Genomic DNA, 19919 nt, shown 5'->3' with positions numbered 1-19919 from the left:
AAAAGACCCCGCTCAGCCAGGCTGAGCGGGGTCTTTTTGTTTGCGCTACCGCTTACGGACGCTTGCGATTGCTGATCAGCGTGCCCACACCGGTGTCGGTGAAGATTTCCAGCAGGATCGCGTTCGGCACGCGGCCGTCGATGATCAGCGAACTGCCGACACCGCCCTGAACCGCTTCCAGTGCACAGCGGATCTTCGGCAGCATGCCGCCGTAGATGGTGCCGTCGGCGATCAGGTCGTCGACCTGCTGGGTGCTCAGGCCGGTCAGCACGGTGCCCGACTTGTCCATCAGGCCGGCGATGTTGGTCAGCAGCATCAGCTTCTCGGCTTTCAGCGCTTCGGCGACTTTACCGGCCACCAAGTCAGCGTTGATGTTGTACGACTCGCCATTCTCACCCACACCGATCGGCGCGATCACCGGGATGAAGTTGCCTTTGACCAGCAGGTTAAGCAGTTCGGTGTTGATCCCGACGACTTCGCCCACCTGGCCGATGTCGATGATTTCCGGCTGAGTCATCTCCGGGGTCTGGCGGGTGACGGTAAGCTTCTTGGCGCGAATCAGCCCCGCATCTTTGCCGGTCAGGCCGATGGCGCTGCCGCCGTGACGGTTGATCAGGTTGACGATGCTTTTGTTGACCTGACCGCCGAGGACCATTTCCACCACGTCCATGGTCGCCGCGTCGGTCACGCGCATGCCGTCGACGAAGTGGCTTTCGATCGACAGGCGCTTGAGCAGATCACCGATCTGCGGGCCGCCGCCGTGAACCACGACCGGGTTGATCCCCACGGCTTTCATCAAGACGATGTCGCGGGCGAAGCCGGTTTTCAGCTCCTCGCTTTCCATCGCGTTGCCGCCGTATTTGATCACCAGGGTCTTGCCGACATAACGTCGGATGTAAGGCAGCGCTTCGGACAGGACCTGGGCGGTGTGGGCGGCGGCTTCGCGTTCGAGGGTCATTCAGGGCTCCGGGTGAATCAGAAATCAGAACGGTAGTTGGAGATCAGGTGCAACGCGTTTCAGTTGGGCATGGAACACAGCCTTGATGCGCTGCAATTCAGCCTCGTCATCGGCCTCGAAACGCAGCACCAGCACCGGTGTGGTGTTGGAGGCGCGCACCAGGCCCCAGCCTTTGGCGTAATCGACCCGCACGCCGTCAATGGTGGTCAGGTCGGCGCCTGGGCCCCACTGTGCATCGTGCAGTGCATCAATGATGCTGAATTTGCTCTCTTCGGTCACATGGATATTGATTTCCGGCGTGGAAATATCGTTCGGGAAGGTCGCGAACAGCGTTTCCGCGTCGGATTTTTCCTTGCTGAGGATTTCCAGCAGCCGTGCGGCGCTGTAAATGCCGTCGTCGAAACCGAACCAGCGTTCCTTGAAGAAGATGTGCCCGCTCATTTCACCGGCCAACAACGCGCCGGTCTGTTTCATTTTTTTTTTGATCAACGAGTGACCGGTCTTCCACATTAACGACTGGCCGCCATATTCCTTGATCAGCGGGATCAGGCGACGGGTGCATTTGACGTCGAAGATGATTTCCGCGCTCGGGTTGCGGGCCAGCACGTCGCGGGCAAACAGCATCAGCAGGCGGTCCGGGAACACGATGGTGCCGGTGTTGGTCACCACGCCGACGCGGTCGCCGTCACCGTCGAAGGCCAGGCCGATGTCAGCCTTGGTTTCCTTGACCTTGGCGATCAGGTCGACAAGGTTTTCAGGCTTGCCCGGGTCCGGGTGGTGGTTCGGGAAGTTGCCGTCGACTTCGCAGAACAGCGGGATGACTTCGCAGTTCAGCGCTTCGATCAGTTGCGGGGCGATCACGCCGGCCGCGCCGTTGCCGCAATCGACCACGACTTTCAGGCGTCGGGCCAGTTTGATGTCCTGGACGATTTCGGTGGTGTAGCGGTCGAGGATCTCGACCTGGGTCACGCTGCCCTGGCCGCTGCTCAGGTTGCCGGTCTTGATACGCTCATGCAGAACCTGGATCTGTTCGTTGGCGAGGGTGTCGCCGGCGATCACGATCTTGAAGCCGTTGTAGTTCGACGGGTTGTGGCTGCCGGTAAGCATCACACCGGATTTGCCGGCCAGCACGTTGGCGGCGTAATACAGCGCCGGGGTCGGCACCAGGCCGACGTCGCTGACGTGACAGCCGCTTTCGGCGATGCCGCGAATCAGCGCGGCAACCAGTTCAGGACCGGACAGGCGGCCGTCACGGCCAACGGACACGTTCGGTTCACCCTGGGCCAGGCTCTGGGAGCCGATGGCGCGGCCGATCCAGTAGGCGGTTTCGGCATTGAGGAATTCCGGCACGGTGCCGCGAATGTCATAGGCGCGGAAGATGCTGTCGGGAAGCTTCGGGGCGACTTGGGCGGGGGTGCTCATCTGCGGAAATGCTCCATCTCGAAAGTGGCGGGACACGCCGACGAATCATCTCGGCGGCTGGCTCAAACTGAAGGGTATGACGGCGGTTTTCACAGAGAGTTCGTGGTGTGAAAGGGCCATGACGCCTTGTCCGGCGTGGCTTTGGCCTGCCAATGCCTTGATTTTCGGTGCTAAACCTTGCAGATGACATTTTGAAATTCGTGGCGAGAAACACGCCCTCGCCACGACAGATTTCTAGCCGATCACTTGGTGCCGGAGTGGCCGAAACCGCCAGCGCCGCGCTCAGTTTCGACGAACTCTTCAACCATTTCGAAGTGCGCCTGCACCACCGGCACCAGCACCAGTTGCGCCAAACGCTCGCCGACCGGCATGGTGAATTCGGTCTGGCCACGGTTCCAGCAGGAGACCATCAGCGGGCCCTGGTAATCGGAGTCGATCAGACCGACCAGATTGCCCAGCACGATGCCGTGCTTATGGCCCATGCCCGAGCGCGGCAGGATCAGCGCGGCAAGGTTCGGGTCGCCGATGTACACCGACAGACCGGTAGGGATCAGCACGGTTTCACCCGGCTTGATCACGATTTCCTCTTGCAGCATGGCGCGCAGGTCGAGACCGGCGGAGCCTGGTGTGGCGTATTGCGGCAGCGGGAATTCGGTACCGATGCGTGGGTCGAGGATCTTGGCTTGCAAAGCGTGCATGTAAATTAAACCTGGTTCAGACGTTCGGCGATAAAAGTGACCAGTTGGCGAGCGATCTTGCTCTTGCTGGTCTGGGCGAAAACCGTGGCGTGCAGCGCACGGTCGATGACGCTGCAGGCGTTTTCTTCGCTGTTGAAACCGATGCTCGGGTTGGCGACGTCGTTGGCGACGATCAGATCGAGATTCTTGTCCTTCAGCTTGCGTGCAGCGTAGTCGAGCAGGTGTTCGGTCTCGGCGGCGAAGCCGACACTGAACGGACGGTCGGGACGGGTCGCGATGGTGGCCAGGATGTCCGGGTTGCGCACCATTTGCAGGACGAAGCCGTCGCCGCTCGTAGGATCTTTCTTCAATTTTTGCGGGGCGACGACTTCCGGACGGTAGTCCGCGACTGCCGCCGAGGCGATGAAGATGTCGCAAGGGATCGCGGCTTCACACGCGGCGAGCATGTCGCGGGCGCTGACCACGTCGATCCGGGTGACACGATCCGGCGTCGGCAAATGCACCGGGCCGCTGATCAGCGTGACGCGGGCGCCGGCTTCCACCGCCGCTTCCGCCAGGGCGAAGCCCATTTTGCCGGAGCTGTGGTTGGTGATGTAGCGCACCGGGTCGATGTTTTCCTGGGTCGGGCCAGCAGTGATCACCACGTGCTTGCCGGTCAGTGCCTGACGCTGGAAGCAGTCTGCCGCGAGCTGGGCCAGGTCGGTGGCTTCCATCATGCGGCCCATGCCGACGTCGCCGCAGGCCTGGCTACCGGAGGCCGGGCCGAAGGCCTTCAGGCCACGGCTTTCAAGGAGTTGCAGGTTGGCCTGGGTGGCCGGATCGCGCCACATGGCCTGGTTCATCGCCGGAGCGACAGCGACGATGGCGTCGGTGGCCAGCACCAGTGTGGTCAGCAGATCGTTGGCAATGCCTTGAGCCAGACGGGCCAGCAGGTCGGCGGTGGCCGGGGCGATCAGCACCAGATCGGCCCATTTGGCCAGTTCGATGTGGCCCATCGCCGCTTCGGCTGCCGGGTCGAGCAAATCCAGGTGAACCGGGTGGCCGGACAGCGCCTGCATGGTCAGCGGGGTGATGAATTCGCTGCCGCCACGGGTCATGACCACGCGCACTTCGGCGCCCTGGTCGATCAGGCGGCGAACAAGGTCAGCGCTCTTGTAGGCAGCGATACCGCCGCCGACGCCCAGAACGATGCGTTTCCGATACAGCCGCTGCATAGGTCTGCCTTTCATTTCGTTGGTGACATACGTGGCGAAACCCCCTCCCCAGGGTGAATTCGCCCGCAAAAAAGATGGGCTACGATATCACAGCGACCGCTACGGAACAGCGGCGCCCACAGACAAGGAATGTGTATGAGTATTCGCGATTGGCCGGCGGCGGAAAGGCCGCGGGAGAAGCTGCTTGAACAGGGCTCGGGAAGTCTTTCCGATGCCGAATTGCTGGCGATTTTTTTACGCACCGGCGTATCCGGGAAAAGCGCGGTGGATCTGGCGCGACACTTGTTGAATCAGTTCGGCAGCCTGCGTGCGTTGCTGGAGGCAGATCTCGGGGCGTTCAGCGAGCAATTGGGGCTGGGGCCGGCGAAATTTGCTCAATTGCAGGCGGTGCTGGAGATGGCCCGGCGGCATCTGGCCGAGCGCATGCGCCAGAAACCGACGCTGGAAAATCCACAGGTCGTACGCGACTACCTCAAAGCCATGCTGCGCCACGAGCCACACGAGGTGTTCGGTTGCCTGTTTCTGGACTCAAAACACCAAGTGCTGACCTTCGAACCGCTGTTTCGGGGCTCCATCGACAACACCGCCGTACATCCCAGGGAAGTGGTGAAGCGTGCGCTGGCGAACAATGCGGCAGCCGTGATCCTGTGCCACAACCACCCGTCGGGAAACACGGATCCCAGTCAGGCTGATCGATTATTGACCAAGCGATTGCAGAAAGCGCTTGAGCTGATCGATGTGCGAGTGCTCGACCACTTCATCGTCGGAGATGGCGAGCCGTTGTCGATGGCGGAGTGTGGCTGGATGTAGCTTGCAGCGACTGCAGTCGCTGCAAGCCGGGGCGGATTACTTCAGGGTGACCTTGGAGTAATCCTGCCGCCCGAACGGGGAGACCGAGTAACCCTGCACGTCTTTACGCGTCAATGCATACGCCGTCGGATGCGCCAGCGGCAGCCACAATGCCTGCTGCTGGATCTGCGCCTGTGCCTGTTCGTAGAGCTTGGTGCGTACGCCTTGCTCGCTGGTGGTCTTGCCGGCGCTGATCAGTTTGTCCAGGTCGGCGTTGCAGTAGCGGGCGAAGTTGGTGCCGGACTTCACTGCCGCGCAGGAAAACTGCGGCGTGAGGAAGTTGTCCGGGTCGCCGTTGTCGCCGGCCCAGCCCATGAACAGCAAATCATGTTCGCCAGCCTTGGCGCGACGGATCAACTCGCCCCACTCGATCACGCGGATTTCCGCCTGAATGCCGATTTCCGCCAGGTCCGATTGCAGCAGTTGTGCACCCAGGCTCGGGTTCGGGTTGAGCAGGCTGCCGGACGGACGCGTCCAGATGGTGGTCTGGAAGCCGTCCTTCAATCCGGCCTTGGCCAGCAACGCCTTGGCTTTCTCCACATCGTGCGGGTAGCCCGGCAGGTTCTTGGCGTAGCTCCAGGTGTTCGGTGGATACGGGCCGTTGGCGGCTTCGGCGGTGTCTTCGAACACAGCCTTGAGGTAGTTGGCCTTGTCGAAGGCGAGGTTGATCGCCTGACGTACTTCCGGTTTATCCAGCGGAGGATGCTGGCTGTTGATCCCAACGAAAGCGGTCATGAACGCGTCAGTCTTTTCGACTTTCAGCGTCGGTTCTTCCTTCGCGGCCTGTACGTCCAGAGGCTTTGGTGACAGGGCAATCTGACACTCGTTACGCCGCAGCTTTTGCAGGCGCACGTTGGCGTCCGGGGTGATGGCGAAGATCAGCGGATCCACCGCAGGCTTGCCGCCGAAGTAGTCCGGGTTGGCCTTGTAGCGGATCGACGCGTCTTTCTGGAATCGGGTGAAGACGAACGGGCCGGTGCCGACCGGTTGGCTGTTGAGCTTGTCGGTGGCGCCGGCTTTCAGCAGTTTGTCGGCGTATTCGGCGGAATAGATCGAGGCAAAACCCATGCTCAGGGTCGCGAGGAACGTCGAGTCCGGGTGGTCGAGGGTGAAGCGCACGGTCAGCGGGTCCAGTGCGTCGATCTTCTTGATCAGGCTCGGCAGCTGCATCGACTGGGCGTGCGGAAAACCGCTCTGAGCGACCTTGTGCCACGGGTTGGCCGGGTCGAGCATGCGGTCGAAGCTGAACTTGACGTCTTCGGCGGTCAACTCGCGGGTCGGCTTGAAGTAATCAGTCGTGTGAAATTTCACCTGCGGGTGCAGCTTGAACACGTAGCTCAGGCCATCGGTGCTGACTTCCCAGCTATCGGCCAGGCTCGGGACCACCTTGCCGCTGGCGGTATCGAAGTCCACCAGGCGATTCATCAGCACGTCGGCCGAAGCGTTGGTGGTGGTCAGCGAGTTGTATTGCACCACGTCGAACCCTTCGGGGCTGGCCTCGGTGCACACGCTCAGGGCGGCGGCATGGGCCAGGGGGCTCAGCAATAGCGGGGCGAGCAGCAGGGGGAGGGCAGCGAGGCGCATGGTCGGCTTCCTTTACAGATCGAAGGCCCATCTGCAAGTGCAGTCTGGAAAAGGCCTACCCTAGTGGTCGCGATTGCAAATGACTATCCCCTTTTTGCATTTTCGGGGCTGTGCGGCTGAGGATTTATCGGAAGTGGCGGCAGGAAAAGTCTCGAATGCGGGTATGATCGGTTTTCTTCGACGAATGGTAAAAATTGCCGCCAGCCTTTGCCCAAGCCGCTTGCGGGCGGAAAAAGCGGCTTTTTAGCCATTCTTTGCACACGGAAAGTTGTTGCTCCGTGGTCTTTCTGGTATAAAGCAGCGCTCTTTTCTAGGGGCCCGGTTCCTTCGCTTGTAGGTGTAGCCGGTAAGACCTCTAAAGAATCGCGGCGCCTGGCGCCACAATGACTAGAGATTAAGCGGCCAACCCATGCCGGGTTGGGCATGTGGTTTTAGAGGGCTGAGGCATGTCTAGAGTATGTCAAGTTACCGGTAAGGGTCCGGTGACTGGGAACAACATTTCCCACGCAAACAACAAAACCCGTCGTCGTTTCCTGCCGAACCTGCAGCATCACCGCTTCTGGGTTGAAGAAGAGAAACGTTTCGTACGCCTGCGCGTTTCCGCCAAAGGCATGCGTATCATCGACAAGCGTGGCATCAGCGTTGTGCTGGCCGAGCTGCGTCGCGACGGCAAGGTTTAAGGGAGCTAATCATGCGTGAATTGATTCGTTTGATCTCGAGCGCCGGTACTGGTCACTTCTACACTACCGACAAGAACAAGCGTACTACCCCGGACAAAATCGAGATCAAGAAATATGATCCGGTTGTTCGCAAGCACGTGATCTACAAGGAAGGCAAAATCAAGTAATTGATTTTTCCCGACTTACGAAAAAGGCCCGTATCTCACGATACGGGCCTTTTTTGTTGCCTGATGAAAGGCCTCAGGCTTTTTGTTCGAAGATCACATAGACCTTGCGGCAGGCTTCCAGCACTTCCCAGGTGCCACGGAAGCCGGCCGGAATCACGAAGCGGTCACCGACACGCAGGGTTTTGGCATTGCCTTCGCCGTCACGTAGCACCGAAACGCCTTGCAGGATTTCGCAGTATTCATGCTCGGTGTAATTCACTGTCCATTGCCCGACTGCACCTTCCCACACGCCGACGCCCATTTGCCCGCAAGGGCTGTCGTATTGATTGAACACCGCTTGTTCGGGATCGCCCTTGAGGACTTTTGCCGGGTCCGGGCGGTAGCGTTCGGCCTGGTCCATGGTCAGGCTGATGTCGACGACGTTCTGGATGTTCATTGTTGTTTTCTCCCGTGATGACGGCGCGGTGGCTTGAAGGGGCCAAAGTCTATGTTGATTAAATTGAACGCCGCAAGGCTGTATAGCCGCCTTATGTCAAATATATTGAAACAACCCCGGCCGCTGGTTTAGGGTGGCGGGTGCCTTGGGCCGAAAACAGGCTGGCCGGGCAGAATTCCTGAGGACGCCGGCGAAGATCGCGCGGCGCTCGTATTCAACAAGAGGAGGACACTCGAATGACCACCCTGAATCGTGCCGACTGGGAACAACGCGCCCGCGACCTGAAGATCGAAGGCCGCGCCTACCTTAATGGCGAGTACACCGATGCCGTCTCCGGCGAGACCTTCGAGTGCATCAGCCCGGTCGATGGCCGTCTGCTGGGCAAGATTGCCAGCTGTGACGCCGCCGATGCCCAGCGCGCTGTGGAAAACGCTCGCGCCACTTTCAATTCCGGCGTCTGGTCGCGCCTGGCACCGACCAAACGCAAAGCCACCATGATCCGTTTCGCCGGCCTGCTCAAGCAGCACGCCGAAGAGCTGGCCCTGCTCGAAACCCTCGACATGGGCAAGCCGATCAGCGATTCGTTGTACATCGACGTTCCGGGCGCGGCGCAAGCGCTGAGCTGGAGCGGTGAAGCGATCGACAAGATCTACGACGAAGTCGCCGCGACTCCGCACGATCAGTTGGGACTGGTAACCCGCGAGCCAGTGGGCGTGGTTGGCGCCATCGTGCCGTGGAACTTCCCGCTGATGATGGCCTGCTGGAAACTTGGCCCGGCGCTGTCGACCGGTAACTCGGTGATCCTCAAGCCGTCGGAAAAATCCCCGCTGACCGCCATCCGCATCGCCGAACTGGCGGTTGAAGCCGGCATTCCGAAAGGCGTGCTGAACGTGCTGCCAGGCTACGGCCACACCGTCGGCAAAGCCTTGGCGCTGCACAACGACGTCGACACGCTGGTGTTCACCGGTTCGACCAAGATCGCCAAGCAACTGATGATCTATTCCGGCGAATCGAACATGAAACGCGTCTGGCTGGAAGCTGGCGGCAAGAGCCCAAACATCGTGTTTGCCGATGCGCCGGACCTGCAGGCTGCGGCCGAGTCCGCTGCCAGCGCCATCGCCTTCAACCAGGGCGAAGTCTGCACCGCCGGTTCGCGTCTGCTGGTCGAGCGTTCGATCAAGGACAAATTCCTGCCGATGGTGATCGAGGCGCTGAAAGCCTGGAAGCCAGGTAACCCGCTGGATCCGGCCACCAACGTCGGTGCGCTGGTCGACACCCAGCAGATGAACACCGTGCTGTCCTACATCGAGTCGGGCCACACCGACGGCGCCAAACTGGTGGCCGGCGGCAAGCGCATCCTTCAGGAAACCGGTGGCACTTACGTCGAGCCAACGATTTTCGACGGCGTGAGCAACGCGATGAAGATCGCTCAGGAAGAAATCTTCGGCCCGGTGCTGTCGGTCATCGCCTTCGACACGGCCGAGGAAGCGATCAACATCGCCAACGACACGCCTTACGGCCTGGCGGCAGCGGTCTGGACGCAGGACATTTCCAAGGCTCACCTGACCGCCAAGGCACTGCGTGCCGGCAGCGTGTGGGTCAATCAGTACGATGGCGGCGACATGACCGCACCGTTCGGCGGCTTCAAGCAGTCGGGCAACGGCCGTGACAAGTCGCTGCACGCGTTCGACAAATACACCGAGCTGAAGGCGACCTGGATCAAGCTGTAAACCGTTGAGGGGGCCTGCTCCGGCAGGCTCCCGAACGATACAAAGATCCCTGTGGGAGCGAGCTTGCTCGCGAAAGCGGTGTATCCGTCAGCGAATCTGCTGAAGGTGCAACCGTTTTCGCGAACAAGCTCGCTCCCACAGTGTTTTGTGGTGCACATAAAAATTATCCACAGGAGCGTGGACCATGCGTTGGGCGACGTATTTCGCCGTGTTGGCGTCTGTCTTGAGTGTTGGCCTGGCCCTCGGTGTCAGCATGCCGCTGGTGTCGTTGCGTCTGGAGGGCTGGGGTTATGGTTCGTTCGCCATCGGCGTGATGGCGGCGATGCCGGCCATCGGTGTGTTGCTGGGGGCTAAGGTTTCAAGTCATCTGGCGGCGCGCTTCGGTACGGCGAACCTAATGCGCCTGTGCCTGTGGGGCGGGGCATTGTCCATCGGCCTGCTGGCATTGTTGCCGAGTTATCCGATCTGGCTGGTACTGCGGCTGATGATCGGGGTAATCCTGACGATCGTGTTCATCCTCGGCGAGAGCTGGATCAATCAACTGGTGGTCGAGCAGTGGCGCGGGCGACTGGTGGCGCTGTATGGCAGCAGTTATGCATTGAGCCAACTGTCTGGCCCGTTACTGCTGGGGGCGCTCGGCACCGAGCATGATTACGGCTTCTGGGCGGGTGTTGGCCTTTTGATCGCTGCGCCGCTTTTGCTGCTGGGGCGCAGCGGTGCACCGAGCAGCGAGGCCAGCAGCGTGACGTTCGGCGATCTATGGGGCTTCAGCCGCGAATTGCCGGCGATTGCCTGGGCGGTGTCGCTGTTCGCTGCATTCGAGGCAATGATCCTGACCCTGTTGCCGGTGTACTGCCTGCAACAGGGCTTCACGGCGGAAATCGCGCTGGCGATGGTCAGCACCGTGGTGGTCGGCGATGCGCTGCTGCAATTGCCGATCGGTGCGCTGGCCGACTACCTGTCGCGGCGGACCTTGTTCACCGGTTGCGCCGTGGTGCTGATGCTGTCGAGCCTGGCGATCCCGATGCTGATCGACACCTTGCTGATCTGGCCGCTGTGGGTGCTGTTCGGCGCCAGTGCCGGTGGTTTGTTCACCCTGTCGCTGATCCTGATCGGCGAGCGCTACCGCGACGACGCGCTGGTGCGGGCCAATGCGCATGTCGCGCAACTGTGGGGTGTCGGTTGCCTGATCGGGCCGTTGGCGGCGGGGGCGGGCAGTCAATGGATCAGCGGGCACGCGTTGCCGTGGTTCATGGCGGCCGGGGCGTTCGGTCTGGTGATTCTGCTGTCGCGGCAAGGGGCGTTCGGCAAGGTGCCGGAGCCGGCCTGATGATCCGGCTGGAGCGGACTGCTACAGCATCCGCTCCAGCCCCACCGTGGTGCTGAACCACGCATTGAACCGCCGCCACCAGCTGCCGGGCTCCTTGGTCAGCGTGTGCATCTGGCCGTTGTCCTCGGTGACCCAGACGACTTTCCCGTCCTGAAGTTTCGCCTCGTAACTCAGCGCCGGCGCCATGCCTTGCAAGGCCAGTTCCCGAACGCGGGCAGCCAGTTCGGGACTGTCCACCAGCACCCCGACTTCGGTGTTCCACAGCACCGAGCGCGGGTCGAAATTGAACGAGCCGATGAACGCTTTTTTCCCGTCGAAAATCATCGCCTTGCTGTGAAGGCTGGAATCCGAGCCGCGAAACGACTTGCTGTAAAACAGGTGCGGGCCGCTGCCGAACTTATCCCCAGGCTGGCGCCGCAGCTCGTACAGCTTCACGCCATGTTCCAGCAACGCTTTGCGATAGGGTGCGTAACCGCCGTGCACCGCCGGCACGTCGGTGGCTTCCAGCGAGTTGGTCAGCAGGCTCACCGACACACCCGCATCGGCACGGCCGGTCAGGTAAACCAGCCCCGGCTGTCCCGGTACGAAGTAGGCGGAAATCATCATCAGTTCTTTGCTGACGCCCCGCAGTTCCGGTGCCAGTTGCGTGGTCAGCAGCAGTTGTGGATCAGGCTTGCCGTCCGCCAGCACCTTGCTCGGTGCATCCCACAACGCCTGGTTCCAGGCCCAGATCAGCTCCCGGCGCCAGATGTCCATGCGCGGGTGGGTGGTGAAGGTCATCAACTGTTGGTACAGCGCGTGGTTCTGCTTGCGGGTTTCTTCGAGGGATTCTTCCAGGCGCGTGCGGGTGTTCTGCAGGTCTTTGGCCGAGGGTTTGCTGGAGAGAAACTCGTCGATCGGTTTGCTCAGGGCGCTGTTCCAGTACTGGTCGAAACTGTGCCCGAGCTGCTCGGCGACCGGCCCGACGCTGAGCATATCGATGTCGGTGAAGTTGAGGTTCGGCTCGGCATCGAAGTACTCGTCACCCAGATTGCGCCCGCCGACGATGGCGGCGCTGTTGTCCGCCAGCCACAGCTTGTTGTGCATCCGCCGATGCTGCAGTGACAGGTTGAACAGCCGCCCGGCCGCACGGGTCACGCCGGTGCTGCGCCCCAGGTTCAGGGGGTTGAACAGACGGATCTGGATGTTCGGATGCGCCGCCAGCGTGGCGATGATCAGGTCGAGGCCGTCGCTGGTGGTGTCGTCCAGCAGAATGCGCACCCGCACACCACGGTCGGCAGCCTTGAGCACTTCTTCCACCAGCATTCGCGTACTGATGCCGTCGTGGACGATGTAGTACTGCAGGTCGAGGCTGCTCTGGGCGTTGCGGATCAATTCGGCGCGGGCGGTGAAGGCTTCGGTGCTGTTGGACAGCAGACGAAAGCCGGACTGGCCTTTGTACGGTGCCGCCTGGGCCTGGATCGAGCGGCCGAAACTCGATGCAGAGGCCGGCAATGCCTGGCTCGGCTCGCGCGGTACGTCGAGGGTCGCGCAACCGCCAAGGAACGAGGCGAGTAACAGCAGAGCGAGTAGGGGCTGTCTGAAGCTCACGTAGGATCGTTCCGATTGGCGGCAAGGGTCGGCATATGGACGCGGGTCTCTCGAAAAAGGTCAGTCGGCTTCAGCCAGCAGTTTGATCGCCGCTGCACCCACCTTGCGCACTGCCTCTTCGACCAGCGCGGTCGGTTTGGCAGCGTAGTTCATGCGCAGGCAATTGCGGTACTTGCCCGAGGCAGAAAAGATGCTGCCGACGGCAATCTGTACGCCCTGATCGTGCAGCGCACGATTCAGTTTCAGCGTATCGAAACCTTCCGGCAGTTCGACCCAGAGCATGAAGCTGCCTTGCGGGCGGCTGGCGCGGGTGCCGGCCGGGAAATAGCGGGTCACCCAATCGATCATCACGTCGCGATTGCGCTGGTATTGCGTGCGCATCCGTCGCAAATGCGGTTCGAAGTGCCCGGCCTTGATAAATTCGGCGATGGCGATCTGCGGTTGTGTCGCGGTGGAGCCGGTGCTGATGTATTTCATGTGCAGTACGCGTTCGAGATAGCGACCGGGCGCGACCCAGCCGATACGCAGCCCCGGCGCGAGGGTCTTGGAAAACGAACTGCACAGCAATACGCGACCGTCTTCGTCGAAGGATTTGATCGTGCGCGGGCGCGGGTAGGTGTAGGCCAGTTCGCCATACACATCGTCCTCGATAATCGCCACGTCGAAGCGCTGGGCCAGGTTGAGCAGGGCGCGCTTACGCGACTCCGGCATGATGTAGCCGAGTGGGTTGTTGCAGTTGGGCGTGAGCTGGATGACCTTGATCGGCCATTGTTCCAGCGCCAGTTCCAGCGCTTCGAGGCTGATGCCGGTGAGCGGGTCGGTGGGAATTTCCAGGGCTTTCATGCCCAGCCCCTTCAGGGTCTGCATGGCGCCGTGAAAGCTTGGCGAATCCACGGCGACGATGTCGCCGGGCTCGCAGATCGCGTGGATGCTGGTGGACAGCGCTTCGTGGCAACCGGTGGTGACCACCAGATCACTGGCGCTCAACTGGCAGCCGGAGTCGAGCATCAGTCGTGCGATCTGTTCGCGCAGTTCGAGGGTGCCGTGGATGTTGTCGTAATACAGACCGGGCATGTCCTGGCGGCGGCTGATACGGGCCAGCCCGCGCAGCAGCGGCTTCATCGTCGGTGACGAGATGTCCGGCATGCCGCGACCGAGTTGCACCACGTCCTTGCGCGGCACGGCGCGAATCAGCTCAAGCACCTGATCCCACTGGGAAATCTCTACCGGCCGTTGGGCCGGACGCCCGACCGCCGGGAGTTCCGGCAGCTCACGACCGGCCGGCACGAAGTACCCGGATTTGGGTTTGGGCGTGGCCAGGCCGCTGTCTTCCAGCATCCGATAGGCCTGCTGCACCGTGCTCAGGCTGACCCCATGTTCTACGCTCAAGGCGCGCACCGACGGCAGGCGATCACCAGGACGGTAGAAGCCTTGTTCGATGCGGGTGCCGAGCAACTCGGCAAGGTTCACATACAGGGTCATGGCACTGCCTCGATGCAGGTGATTCGAAAAACCAGTACAGATGCGGCGTAAATCGACAATTCAGTCTCGGGAACAGCAAATCTGTATGGAGTTAATACAGATGTGTTGAATCTGTAATGCTTTTGTCGACCCGCGCATCATGGAATCTCTGGCTACCCAAGTAAACAGGAGCAATGAAAATGAACGGCTTGAGCGATGTGCGGCTGACGTTACACAGTCAGGAACTGGAGGCAGGGCAACAGGACAACGCGCGCGACGAGATCATGCGCAACGCACCGTCCGGGCTGAGTCGCTGGGGTCTGTTCTGGCATCGTCTTCACACGCGCAAGGCGTTGCTGGGCCTGACACCGGAGCAGCTCAAGGATGTCGGGCTGACCCGGGAACAGGCGCTGGAGGAGGGGTTGAAGCCGTTCTGGCGGATCTGAGTTCTGTATCAGGCGTTCCCACGCAGAGCGTGGGAACGAGCTCAGACCAGCTCTTTGAGCCGATGCCACAACATCCCCAATGCCAGCAACGGCGAGCGCAGATGCTTGCCGCCGGGGAAGGTGATATGTGGCACTTTGGCGAACAGGTCGAAGCCACCGCTGTGCCGGCCGCTGATGGCCTCGGCCAGCAACTTGCCCGCCAGGTGCGTGGCGTTCACGCCATGGCCGGAATAGGCCTGGGCGTAATATACGTTCGGCTGGTCGGCGAGCCGGCCAATCTGCGGCAGACGGTTGGCACCGATGCCGATCATCCCGCCCCACTGATATTCGATCTTCGCTGAGGCGAGCTGCGGGAACACTTCGAGCATCTTCGGCTGCATATACGCGGCGATGTCCTTCGGATCGCGCCCCGAGTAATGGCAAGCGCCGCCGAACAACAGGCGGCGGTCCGCCGAGAGCCGGTAGTAATCCAGTGCCACGCGCTGGTCGCAGACCGCCATGTTCTGCGGCAGCAGGGCGTGGGCTTGTTCTTCGCTCAGCGGTTCGGTGGCGATGATGTAGCTGCCGGCGGGCAGCACCTTGCCACTGAGTTGCGGATTCAGATTGTTGAGGTAGGCGTTGCAGCCGAGCACCAGCGTCTTCGCCCGCACCGAACCTTGCGCCGTGTGCACCCGGACTTCGGGGCCGTAATCAATGTGGGTGACCGCCGATTGTTCGAACAGTTTGACGCCCAGTTGCTGCGCCGCTGCGGCTTCGCCGAGTGCCAGGTTCAGCGGGTGCAGGTGACCGGAACCCATGTCGATCAAGCCGCCGACATAGCGCTTGGAGCCGACCACGGTGTGCATCTCGTTCGCTTGCAGCAAACGGGTTTCGTAGCGATAACCGAGGCTGCGCAACTCTTCGGCGTCTTCGGCGAAGCCTTCAAGGTCGGAAGGTTTGTTGGCGAGGTCGCAATAACCCCAGGTCAGGTCGCAGGGGATCTGAAATTTTTCGACGCGCTGTCGGACGATTTCCACCGCTTCCAGGCCCATGAGCTTCATCTGACGCACGCCGTCGGTGCCGATCACGTTGGCGAACTGGTCGAGCCCGTGGCCTACGCCGCGAATCAGTTGCCCGCCGTTGCGACCGCTGGCGCCCCAGCCAATCCGGTGCGCTTCCAGCAGCACCACGCTCAAGCCCCGTTCAGCCAGTTCCAGCGCGGTGTTCAGCCCGGAGAAACCGCCACCGACCACGCATACGTCGGCAATCAGTTCGCCTTGCAGCACCGGATGGTCGGGCTGCGGCAGGCTGCTGGCGGCGTAATAAGAGGCAACGTGGGGTTGGCTCGCGGAGGCGTGGGCGCGGGCATTCATGGGCGTCATCCTGAACGGGTGTCGAGAAAATTTGACGGAGCATAAGCCGCAGGCCCGAGGCGGGCAACATTGGTCGGCTTATGGTGTCTGGATCACGGCTTTTGCGGCACAATTGCCGCCTATTTCGCTCCGGTTACCGCTGCAATGAGCTGCAACAGTCAGAAAATCCGCACCCTGCGTCAGCAGATTCCCACGTTCGAGTGCGTGCCGGGCTGTCATGACTGCTGTGGGCCGGTGACCACCTCGCCCGAGGAAATGTCCCGCCTGCCGCGCAAGACGCGCGCCGAGCAGGACGCGGCCATGGAAGAACTCAACTGTGTGCACCTGGGGCCGAACGGCTGCACGGTGTATGACGAGCGGCCACTGATATGCCGGTTGTTCGGCACCACCCAGACCCTGCCGTGCCCCAACGGCCGGCGGCCGGTGGAGCTGATTCACCCACGGGTCGAGAAGCAGGTGTTCGAGTACATGGCCGAAAACCGGCAGGTGCTGGTCTGAGCGATCAGTCCGGAATTGGCAGGCTCAGGCTCTCTTTCACTTCTTCCATCACGATGTAGCTCTTGGATTCACGCACGTGCGGCAGCTTGAGCAGGATGTCGCCCAGCAGCTTGCGGTACGAGGCCATCTCGGAAATCCGCGCCTTCACCAGATAGTCGAAATCCCCTGACACCAGGTGGCATTCGAGCACGTGGGGCAATTTCAGCACCGCGCGTCGGAACTCTTCGAAAGTATCGCCGGATTTGTAGTCGAGGCTGATCTCGACGAACACCAGCAGACTACCCTTCAAGTGCTGCGGATTCAGGCGGGCGTTGTAGCCCATGATGATCCCCTCGCGCTCAAGGCGCCGCACCCGCTCCGTGCAAGGCGTGGTGGAGAGCCCGACCTTCTCGCCCAGTTCGGTGAATGAAATCCGCCCGTCCGCCTGCAGGATCCGCAAGATGTTGCGGTCGATCTTGTCCAGCTCACGTTTGGTCTGAGTGTTGGTACGCATAGGGGATGCGCCTCCGTGAAAAGGGTTTTTGCCGAGAATTGTCGCCAAATATAGGCGCTTATACAGTGAAAAGCACTGGCGAATCTTTTTTACACTGCGCGCATCATTGCTCTAACAACAGACGTACGCGGCACGCCGCGATGAGGGATACAAAAATGCGCGTTATGGTCTTGGGTAGCGGCGTCATCGGTACCGCCAGTGCTTACTATCTGGCCCGTGCCGGGTTTGAAGTGGTGGTGGTCGACCGGCAGCCAGCCGCGGCCATGGAGACCAGTTTCGCCAACGCAGGCCAGGTCTCGCCGGGCTATGCCTCGCCGTGGGCCGCGCCGGGCGTGCCGCTCAAGGCCATCAAGTGGCTGCTGCAACGCCACGCGCCGCTGGCGATCAAGGCCACCGCCGACATCGACCAGTACCTGTGGATGGCGCAGATGCTGCGCAACTGCACCGCCAACCGTTACGCGGTGAACAAGGAGCGCATGGTGCGTCTGTCCGAGTACAGCCGCGACTGCCTCGATGAATTGCGCGCCGAGACCGGCATCGCCTACGAAGGCCGCAGCCTGGGCACCACCCAGCTGTTCCGCACTCAGGCGCAGCTTGATGGCGCCGCCAAGGACATCGCCGTCCTGAAAGAGTCCGGTGTACCGTTCGAAGTCCTCGACCGCGCCGGCATTGCCCGCGTCGAGCCGGCCCTGGCCAGCGTCACCGACATCCTCGCCGGTGCCCTGCGCCTGCCGAATGACCAGACCGGCGACTGCCAGATCTTCACCACCCGCCTTGCCGAAATGGCGGTGAACCTGGGTGTGGAATTCCGCTTCGGCCAGGACATCCAGCGCCTCGATTTCGCCGGTGACCGTATCAACGGCGTGTGGATCGACGGCAAGCTGGAAACCGCCGATCGCTACGTGCTGGCTCTCGGCAGCTACTCGCCGCAACTGCTCAAGCCGCTGGGCATCAAGGCCCCGGTCTATCCGTTGAAGGGCTACTCGCTGACCGTGCCGATCACCAACCCGGCGATGGCCCCGACCTCGACCATTCTCGACGAGACCTACAAGGTCGCGATTACCCGTTTCGACAACCGCATCCGCGTCGGCGGCATGGCGGAGATCGCCGGTTTTGACCTGTCGCTGAATCCGCGTCGGCGTGAAACCCTGGAGATGATCGTCAACGACCTTTATCCTCAGGGCGGCAATCTGGCCGAAGCGAGTTTCTGGACCGGCCTGCGTCCAACCACGCCGGATGGCACCCCGATCGTCGGCGCGACACCGTTCAAGAACCTGTTCCTGAACACCGGTCACGGCACCCTCGGCTGGACCATGGCGTGCGGCTCCGGTCGTTTGCTGGCCGACCTGATGGCGAAGAAAAAGCCGCAGATCAGTGCCGAAGGCCTCGATATTTCCCGTTATGGCAACAAGACCCAGGAGTCCGCAAAGCATGGCAATCCAGCGCCAGCTCACCAATGAGCGCATGAGTCAGATCGTCAGCCACAACGGTACGGTGTATCTGTCCGGGCAGGTCGGCGATGACTTCAACGCCGGCGTGGAACAGCAGACCCGCGACGTACTCGCCAACATCGAGCGTTTGCTCGATCTGGCCGGCACCGACAAACAGCACCTGCTGTCGGCGACGATCTACCTGAACGACATCGAGGCGCACTTTGCCGGCATGAATTCGGTGTGGGATCAATGGCTGCCCAAAGGCGCCGCGCCAGCCCGTGCCACCGTCGAAGCGAAGATGGCCAAGCCGAGCATCCTGGTCGAGATCTCCATCGTCGCCGCGTTGCCGTAACCTGTTTTAAAGATCCCTCTCCCGGTGCTGTTGGCGGTTCACGCCGTCAGCCAGCGCCGGTTTTTATTCCCATGACCGCCAAGAAGTCTGCTGCCATGCGTCCTGCCCGTGCCCTGATCGACCTTCAAGCCCTGCGTCACAACTACCGTATCGCCCGTGAAGTCACCGGTGCCAAGGCACTGGCGGTGATCAAGGCCGATGCCTACGGCCACGGCGCGGTGCGTTGCGCCCAGGCGCTGGAGGCTGAAGCGGACGGCTTCGCGGTGGCGTGTATCGAAGAAGCCCTGGAACTGCGTGCCGCCGGGATTCGTGCGCCGGTGCTGTTGCTTGAAGGCTTTTTCGAGGCCGATGAGCTGGCGCTGATCGTCGAGCACGACTTCTGGTGCGTGGTGCATTCGCTGTGGCAGCTCGAAGCCATCGAGCAGGCGGCGTTGAGCAAACCGATCACCGTGTGGCTGAAGCTCGATTCGGGCATGCACCGCGTTGGCTTGCATCCGAAGGATTACCCGGCGGCTTACCAGCGCCTGCTGGCCAGCGGCAAAGTGTCGAAGGTCGTGCTGATGAGCCACTTCGCCCGCGCCGATGAACTGCACGAGCAGAGCAGCGCCGATCAGGTCGCGGTATTTGAAGCTGCGCGTCAGGGGCTGGCAGCCGAAGTCAGCCTGCGCAACTCGCCGGCGGTGCTGGGCTGGCCACAGATTCACAGCGACTGGGTGCGCCCGGGCATCATGCTCTACGGCGCCACCCCGTTCGAAGAAGCCAACGCCGTGGCCGATCGCCTGCAACCGGTGATGACGCTGGAATCGAAAGTCATCAATGTGCGCGAGCTGCCAGCCGGCGAACCGGTGGGCTATGGCGCGAAATTCGTCACCGACAAACCGATGCGCATCGGTGTGGTTGCCATGGGTTACGCCGACGGTTACCCGCGTCAGGCGCCGACCGGCACGCCGGTACTGGTGGCCGGCCAACGCAGCCGCATTCTTGGCCGGGTGTCGATGGACATGCTCTGCATCGACCTGACCGACGTGCCGGAAGCCGGCCTCGGTTCGACCGTCGAGCTGTGGGGCAAGAACATCCTCGCCAGCGAAGTGGCGAAGTGGGCGGACACCATTCCGTACCAGATCTTCTGCAACCTGCGTCGGGTCCCAAGGCTCTATTCCGAGGGTTGAAGCCCAGGCTGGGCCCAAGTGTTGTAAATACTGAACGCTGTCGCCATGATAACGCTC

The 19919-nt window shown here is 61.6% G+C and carries 19 protein-coding genes and 1 pseudogene; 10 read left to right on the top strand and 10 right to left on the bottom strand.

Translation table 11 applies throughout. The features are described from left to right. Window positions 1–52 precede the first annotated feature (52 nt). The 4 genes and pseudogenes from argB to coaBC form a co-directional block, all read right to left on the bottom strand. The gene (gene argB, locus AC3WRD_RS04710) at window positions 53–958 is read right to left on the bottom strand and encodes an acetylglutamate kinase (protein ID WP_003229488.1); all 906 of its coding nucleotides are present in this window, start codon (window positions 956–958) and stop codon (window positions 53–55) included. 24 nt (window positions 959–982) lie between these two features. Beyond that, window positions 983–2386: pseudogene (locus tag AC3WRD_RS04705) on the bottom strand (phosphomannomutase/phosphoglucomutase); the annotation flags it as partial. Between the two features lie 236 nt (window positions 2387–2622). After that, entirely contained in the window at window positions 2623–3078 is a 456-nt protein-coding gene (dut, locus tag AC3WRD_RS04700; protein ID WP_096817283.1) for a dUTP diphosphatase, read from the bottom strand. 5 nt (window positions 3079–3083) lie between these two features. Beyond that, the gene (gene coaBC, locus AC3WRD_RS04695; protein ID WP_102620709.1) at window positions 3084–4292 is read right to left on the bottom strand and encodes a bifunctional phosphopantothenoylcysteine decarboxylase/phosphopantothenate--cysteine ligase CoaBC; all 1209 of its coding nucleotides are present in this window, start codon (window positions 4290–4292) and stop codon (window positions 3084–3086) included. 135 nt (window positions 4293–4427) lie between these two features. On the opposite strand from coaBC, the gene radC reads away from it, so the two are divergent. Then, window positions 4428–5102, top strand: a complete 675-nt coding sequence (gene radC / locus AC3WRD_RS04690) for a RadC family protein (RefSeq protein ID WP_096817287.1) — start codon at window positions 4428–4430, stop codon at window positions 5100–5102. Window positions 5103–5138: 36 nt separating this feature from the next. On the opposite strand, the gene AC3WRD_RS04685 is transcribed toward radC, so the two are convergent. After that, window positions 5139–6725: an ABC transporter substrate-binding protein gene (locus tag AC3WRD_RS04685; RefSeq protein ID WP_102620710.1), complete on the bottom strand. Its 1587-nt coding sequence runs from the start codon at window positions 6723–6725 to the stop codon at window positions 5139–5141. Window positions 6726–7171: 446 nt separating this feature from the next. On the opposite strand from AC3WRD_RS04685, the gene rpmB reads away from it, so the two are divergent. Beyond that, window positions 7172–7405: a 50S ribosomal protein L28 gene (gene rpmB / locus AC3WRD_RS04680; protein WP_003177273.1), complete on the top strand. Its 234-nt coding sequence runs from the start codon at window positions 7172–7174 to the stop codon at window positions 7403–7405. Window positions 7406–7416: 11 nt separating this feature from the next. Continuing rightward, window positions 7417–7572 (top strand): 50S ribosomal protein L33, encoded by a 156-nt coding sequence (gene rpmG / locus AC3WRD_RS04675; protein WP_003177274.1) that lies wholly within the window; start codon window positions 7417–7419, stop codon window positions 7570–7572. 73 nt (window positions 7573–7645) lie between these two features. On the opposite strand, the gene AC3WRD_RS04670 is transcribed toward rpmG, so the two are convergent. Continuing rightward, the gene (locus tag AC3WRD_RS04670) at window positions 7646–8008 is read right to left on the bottom strand and encodes a cupin domain-containing protein (protein WP_085708876.1); all 363 of its coding nucleotides are present in this window, start codon (window positions 8006–8008) and stop codon (window positions 7646–7648) included. A 236-nt stretch (window positions 8009–8244) separates the two neighbouring features. On the opposite strand from AC3WRD_RS04670, the gene AC3WRD_RS04665 reads away from it, so the two are divergent. Together AC3WRD_RS04665 and AC3WRD_RS04660 are read left to right on the top strand one after the other, a co-directional pair. Continuing rightward, complete coding sequence (locus tag AC3WRD_RS04665) at window positions 8245–9738, top strand: aldehyde dehydrogenase (RefSeq protein WP_102620711.1); 1494 nt, start codon at window positions 8245–8247, stop codon at window positions 9736–9738. Between the two features lie 184 nt (window positions 9739–9922). Next, on the top strand, window positions 9923–11068 hold the full coding sequence (locus tag AC3WRD_RS04660) for an MFS transporter (protein ID WP_096817292.1): 1146 nt from the start codon (window positions 9923–9925) through the stop codon (window positions 11066–11068). A 21-nt stretch (window positions 11069–11089) separates the two neighbouring features. Here the strand turns inward: AC3WRD_RS04660 and AC3WRD_RS04655 are convergent, their stop codons facing one another. Both AC3WRD_RS04655 and AC3WRD_RS04650 read right to left on the bottom strand, forming a co-directional pair. Beyond that, entirely contained in the window at window positions 11090–12658 is a 1569-nt protein-coding gene (locus tag AC3WRD_RS04655; protein WP_102620712.1) for a phospholipase D family protein, read from the bottom strand. A gap of 60 nt (window positions 12659–12718) precedes the next feature. After that, window positions 12719–14140 (bottom strand): aminotransferase-like domain-containing protein, encoded by a 1422-nt coding sequence (locus tag AC3WRD_RS04650; RefSeq protein ID WP_102620713.1) that lies wholly within the window; start codon window positions 14138–14140, stop codon window positions 12719–12721. Between the two features lie 179 nt (window positions 14141–14319). Here AC3WRD_RS04650 and AC3WRD_RS04645 point away from each other — a divergent pair, with 179 nt between their 5' ends. After that, window positions 14320–14565: a DUF1127 domain-containing protein gene (locus AC3WRD_RS04645; RefSeq protein ID WP_096817297.1), complete on the top strand. Its 246-nt coding sequence runs from the start codon at window positions 14320–14322 to the stop codon at window positions 14563–14565. A 41-nt stretch (window positions 14566–14606) separates the two neighbouring features. Here AC3WRD_RS04645 and AC3WRD_RS04640 read toward each other — a convergent pair whose 3' ends face one another. Next, on the bottom strand, window positions 14607–15917 hold the full coding sequence (locus AC3WRD_RS04640; RefSeq protein ID WP_102620714.1) for an NAD(P)/FAD-dependent oxidoreductase: 1311 nt from the start codon (window positions 15915–15917) through the stop codon (window positions 14607–14609). Window positions 15918–16061: 144 nt separating this feature from the next. Between AC3WRD_RS04640 and AC3WRD_RS04635 the strand changes: the two genes are divergently transcribed. After that, the gene (locus AC3WRD_RS04635) at window positions 16062–16415 is read left to right on the top strand and encodes a YkgJ family cysteine cluster protein (protein WP_007954485.1); all 354 of its coding nucleotides are present in this window, start codon (window positions 16062–16064) and stop codon (window positions 16413–16415) included. Between the two features lie 4 nt (window positions 16416–16419). On the opposite strand, the gene AC3WRD_RS04630 is transcribed toward AC3WRD_RS04635, so the two are convergent. After that, window positions 16420–16908, bottom strand: coding sequence for an Lrp/AsnC ligand binding domain-containing protein (locus AC3WRD_RS04630; protein WP_003177284.1), 489 nt, complete (start codon window positions 16906–16908; stop codon window positions 16420–16422). Between the two features lie 155 nt (window positions 16909–17063). Between AC3WRD_RS04630 and dadA the strand changes: the two genes are divergently transcribed. The 3 genes from dadA to alr all read left to right on the top strand — a co-directional run bounded on the left by dadA (window position 17064) and on the right by alr (window position 19862). Next, window positions 17064–18368, top strand: coding sequence for a D-amino acid dehydrogenase (gene dadA / locus AC3WRD_RS04625; protein ID WP_085731396.1), 1305 nt, complete (start codon window positions 17064–17066; stop codon window positions 18366–18368). Next, complete coding sequence (locus AC3WRD_RS04620) at window positions 18340–18693, top strand: RidA family protein (protein ID WP_039765240.1); 354 nt, start codon at window positions 18340–18342, stop codon at window positions 18691–18693. Before dadA ends, AC3WRD_RS04620 begins: the two co-directional genes overlap by 29 nt. A gap of 95 nt (window positions 18694–18788) precedes the next feature. Further along, window positions 18789–19862 (top strand): alanine racemase, encoded by a 1074-nt coding sequence (gene alr, locus AC3WRD_RS04615; protein ID WP_102620715.1) that lies wholly within the window; start codon window positions 18789–18791, stop codon window positions 19860–19862. The last annotated feature ends 57 nt before the right edge of the window (window positions 19863–19919 follow it).

It is taken from the genome of Pseudomonas sp. FW215-R2, assembly GCF_058789255.1.
Note: the sequence above shows the minus strand (reverse complement) of the source record. Positions and strands in the feature narration are given on the sequence as shown.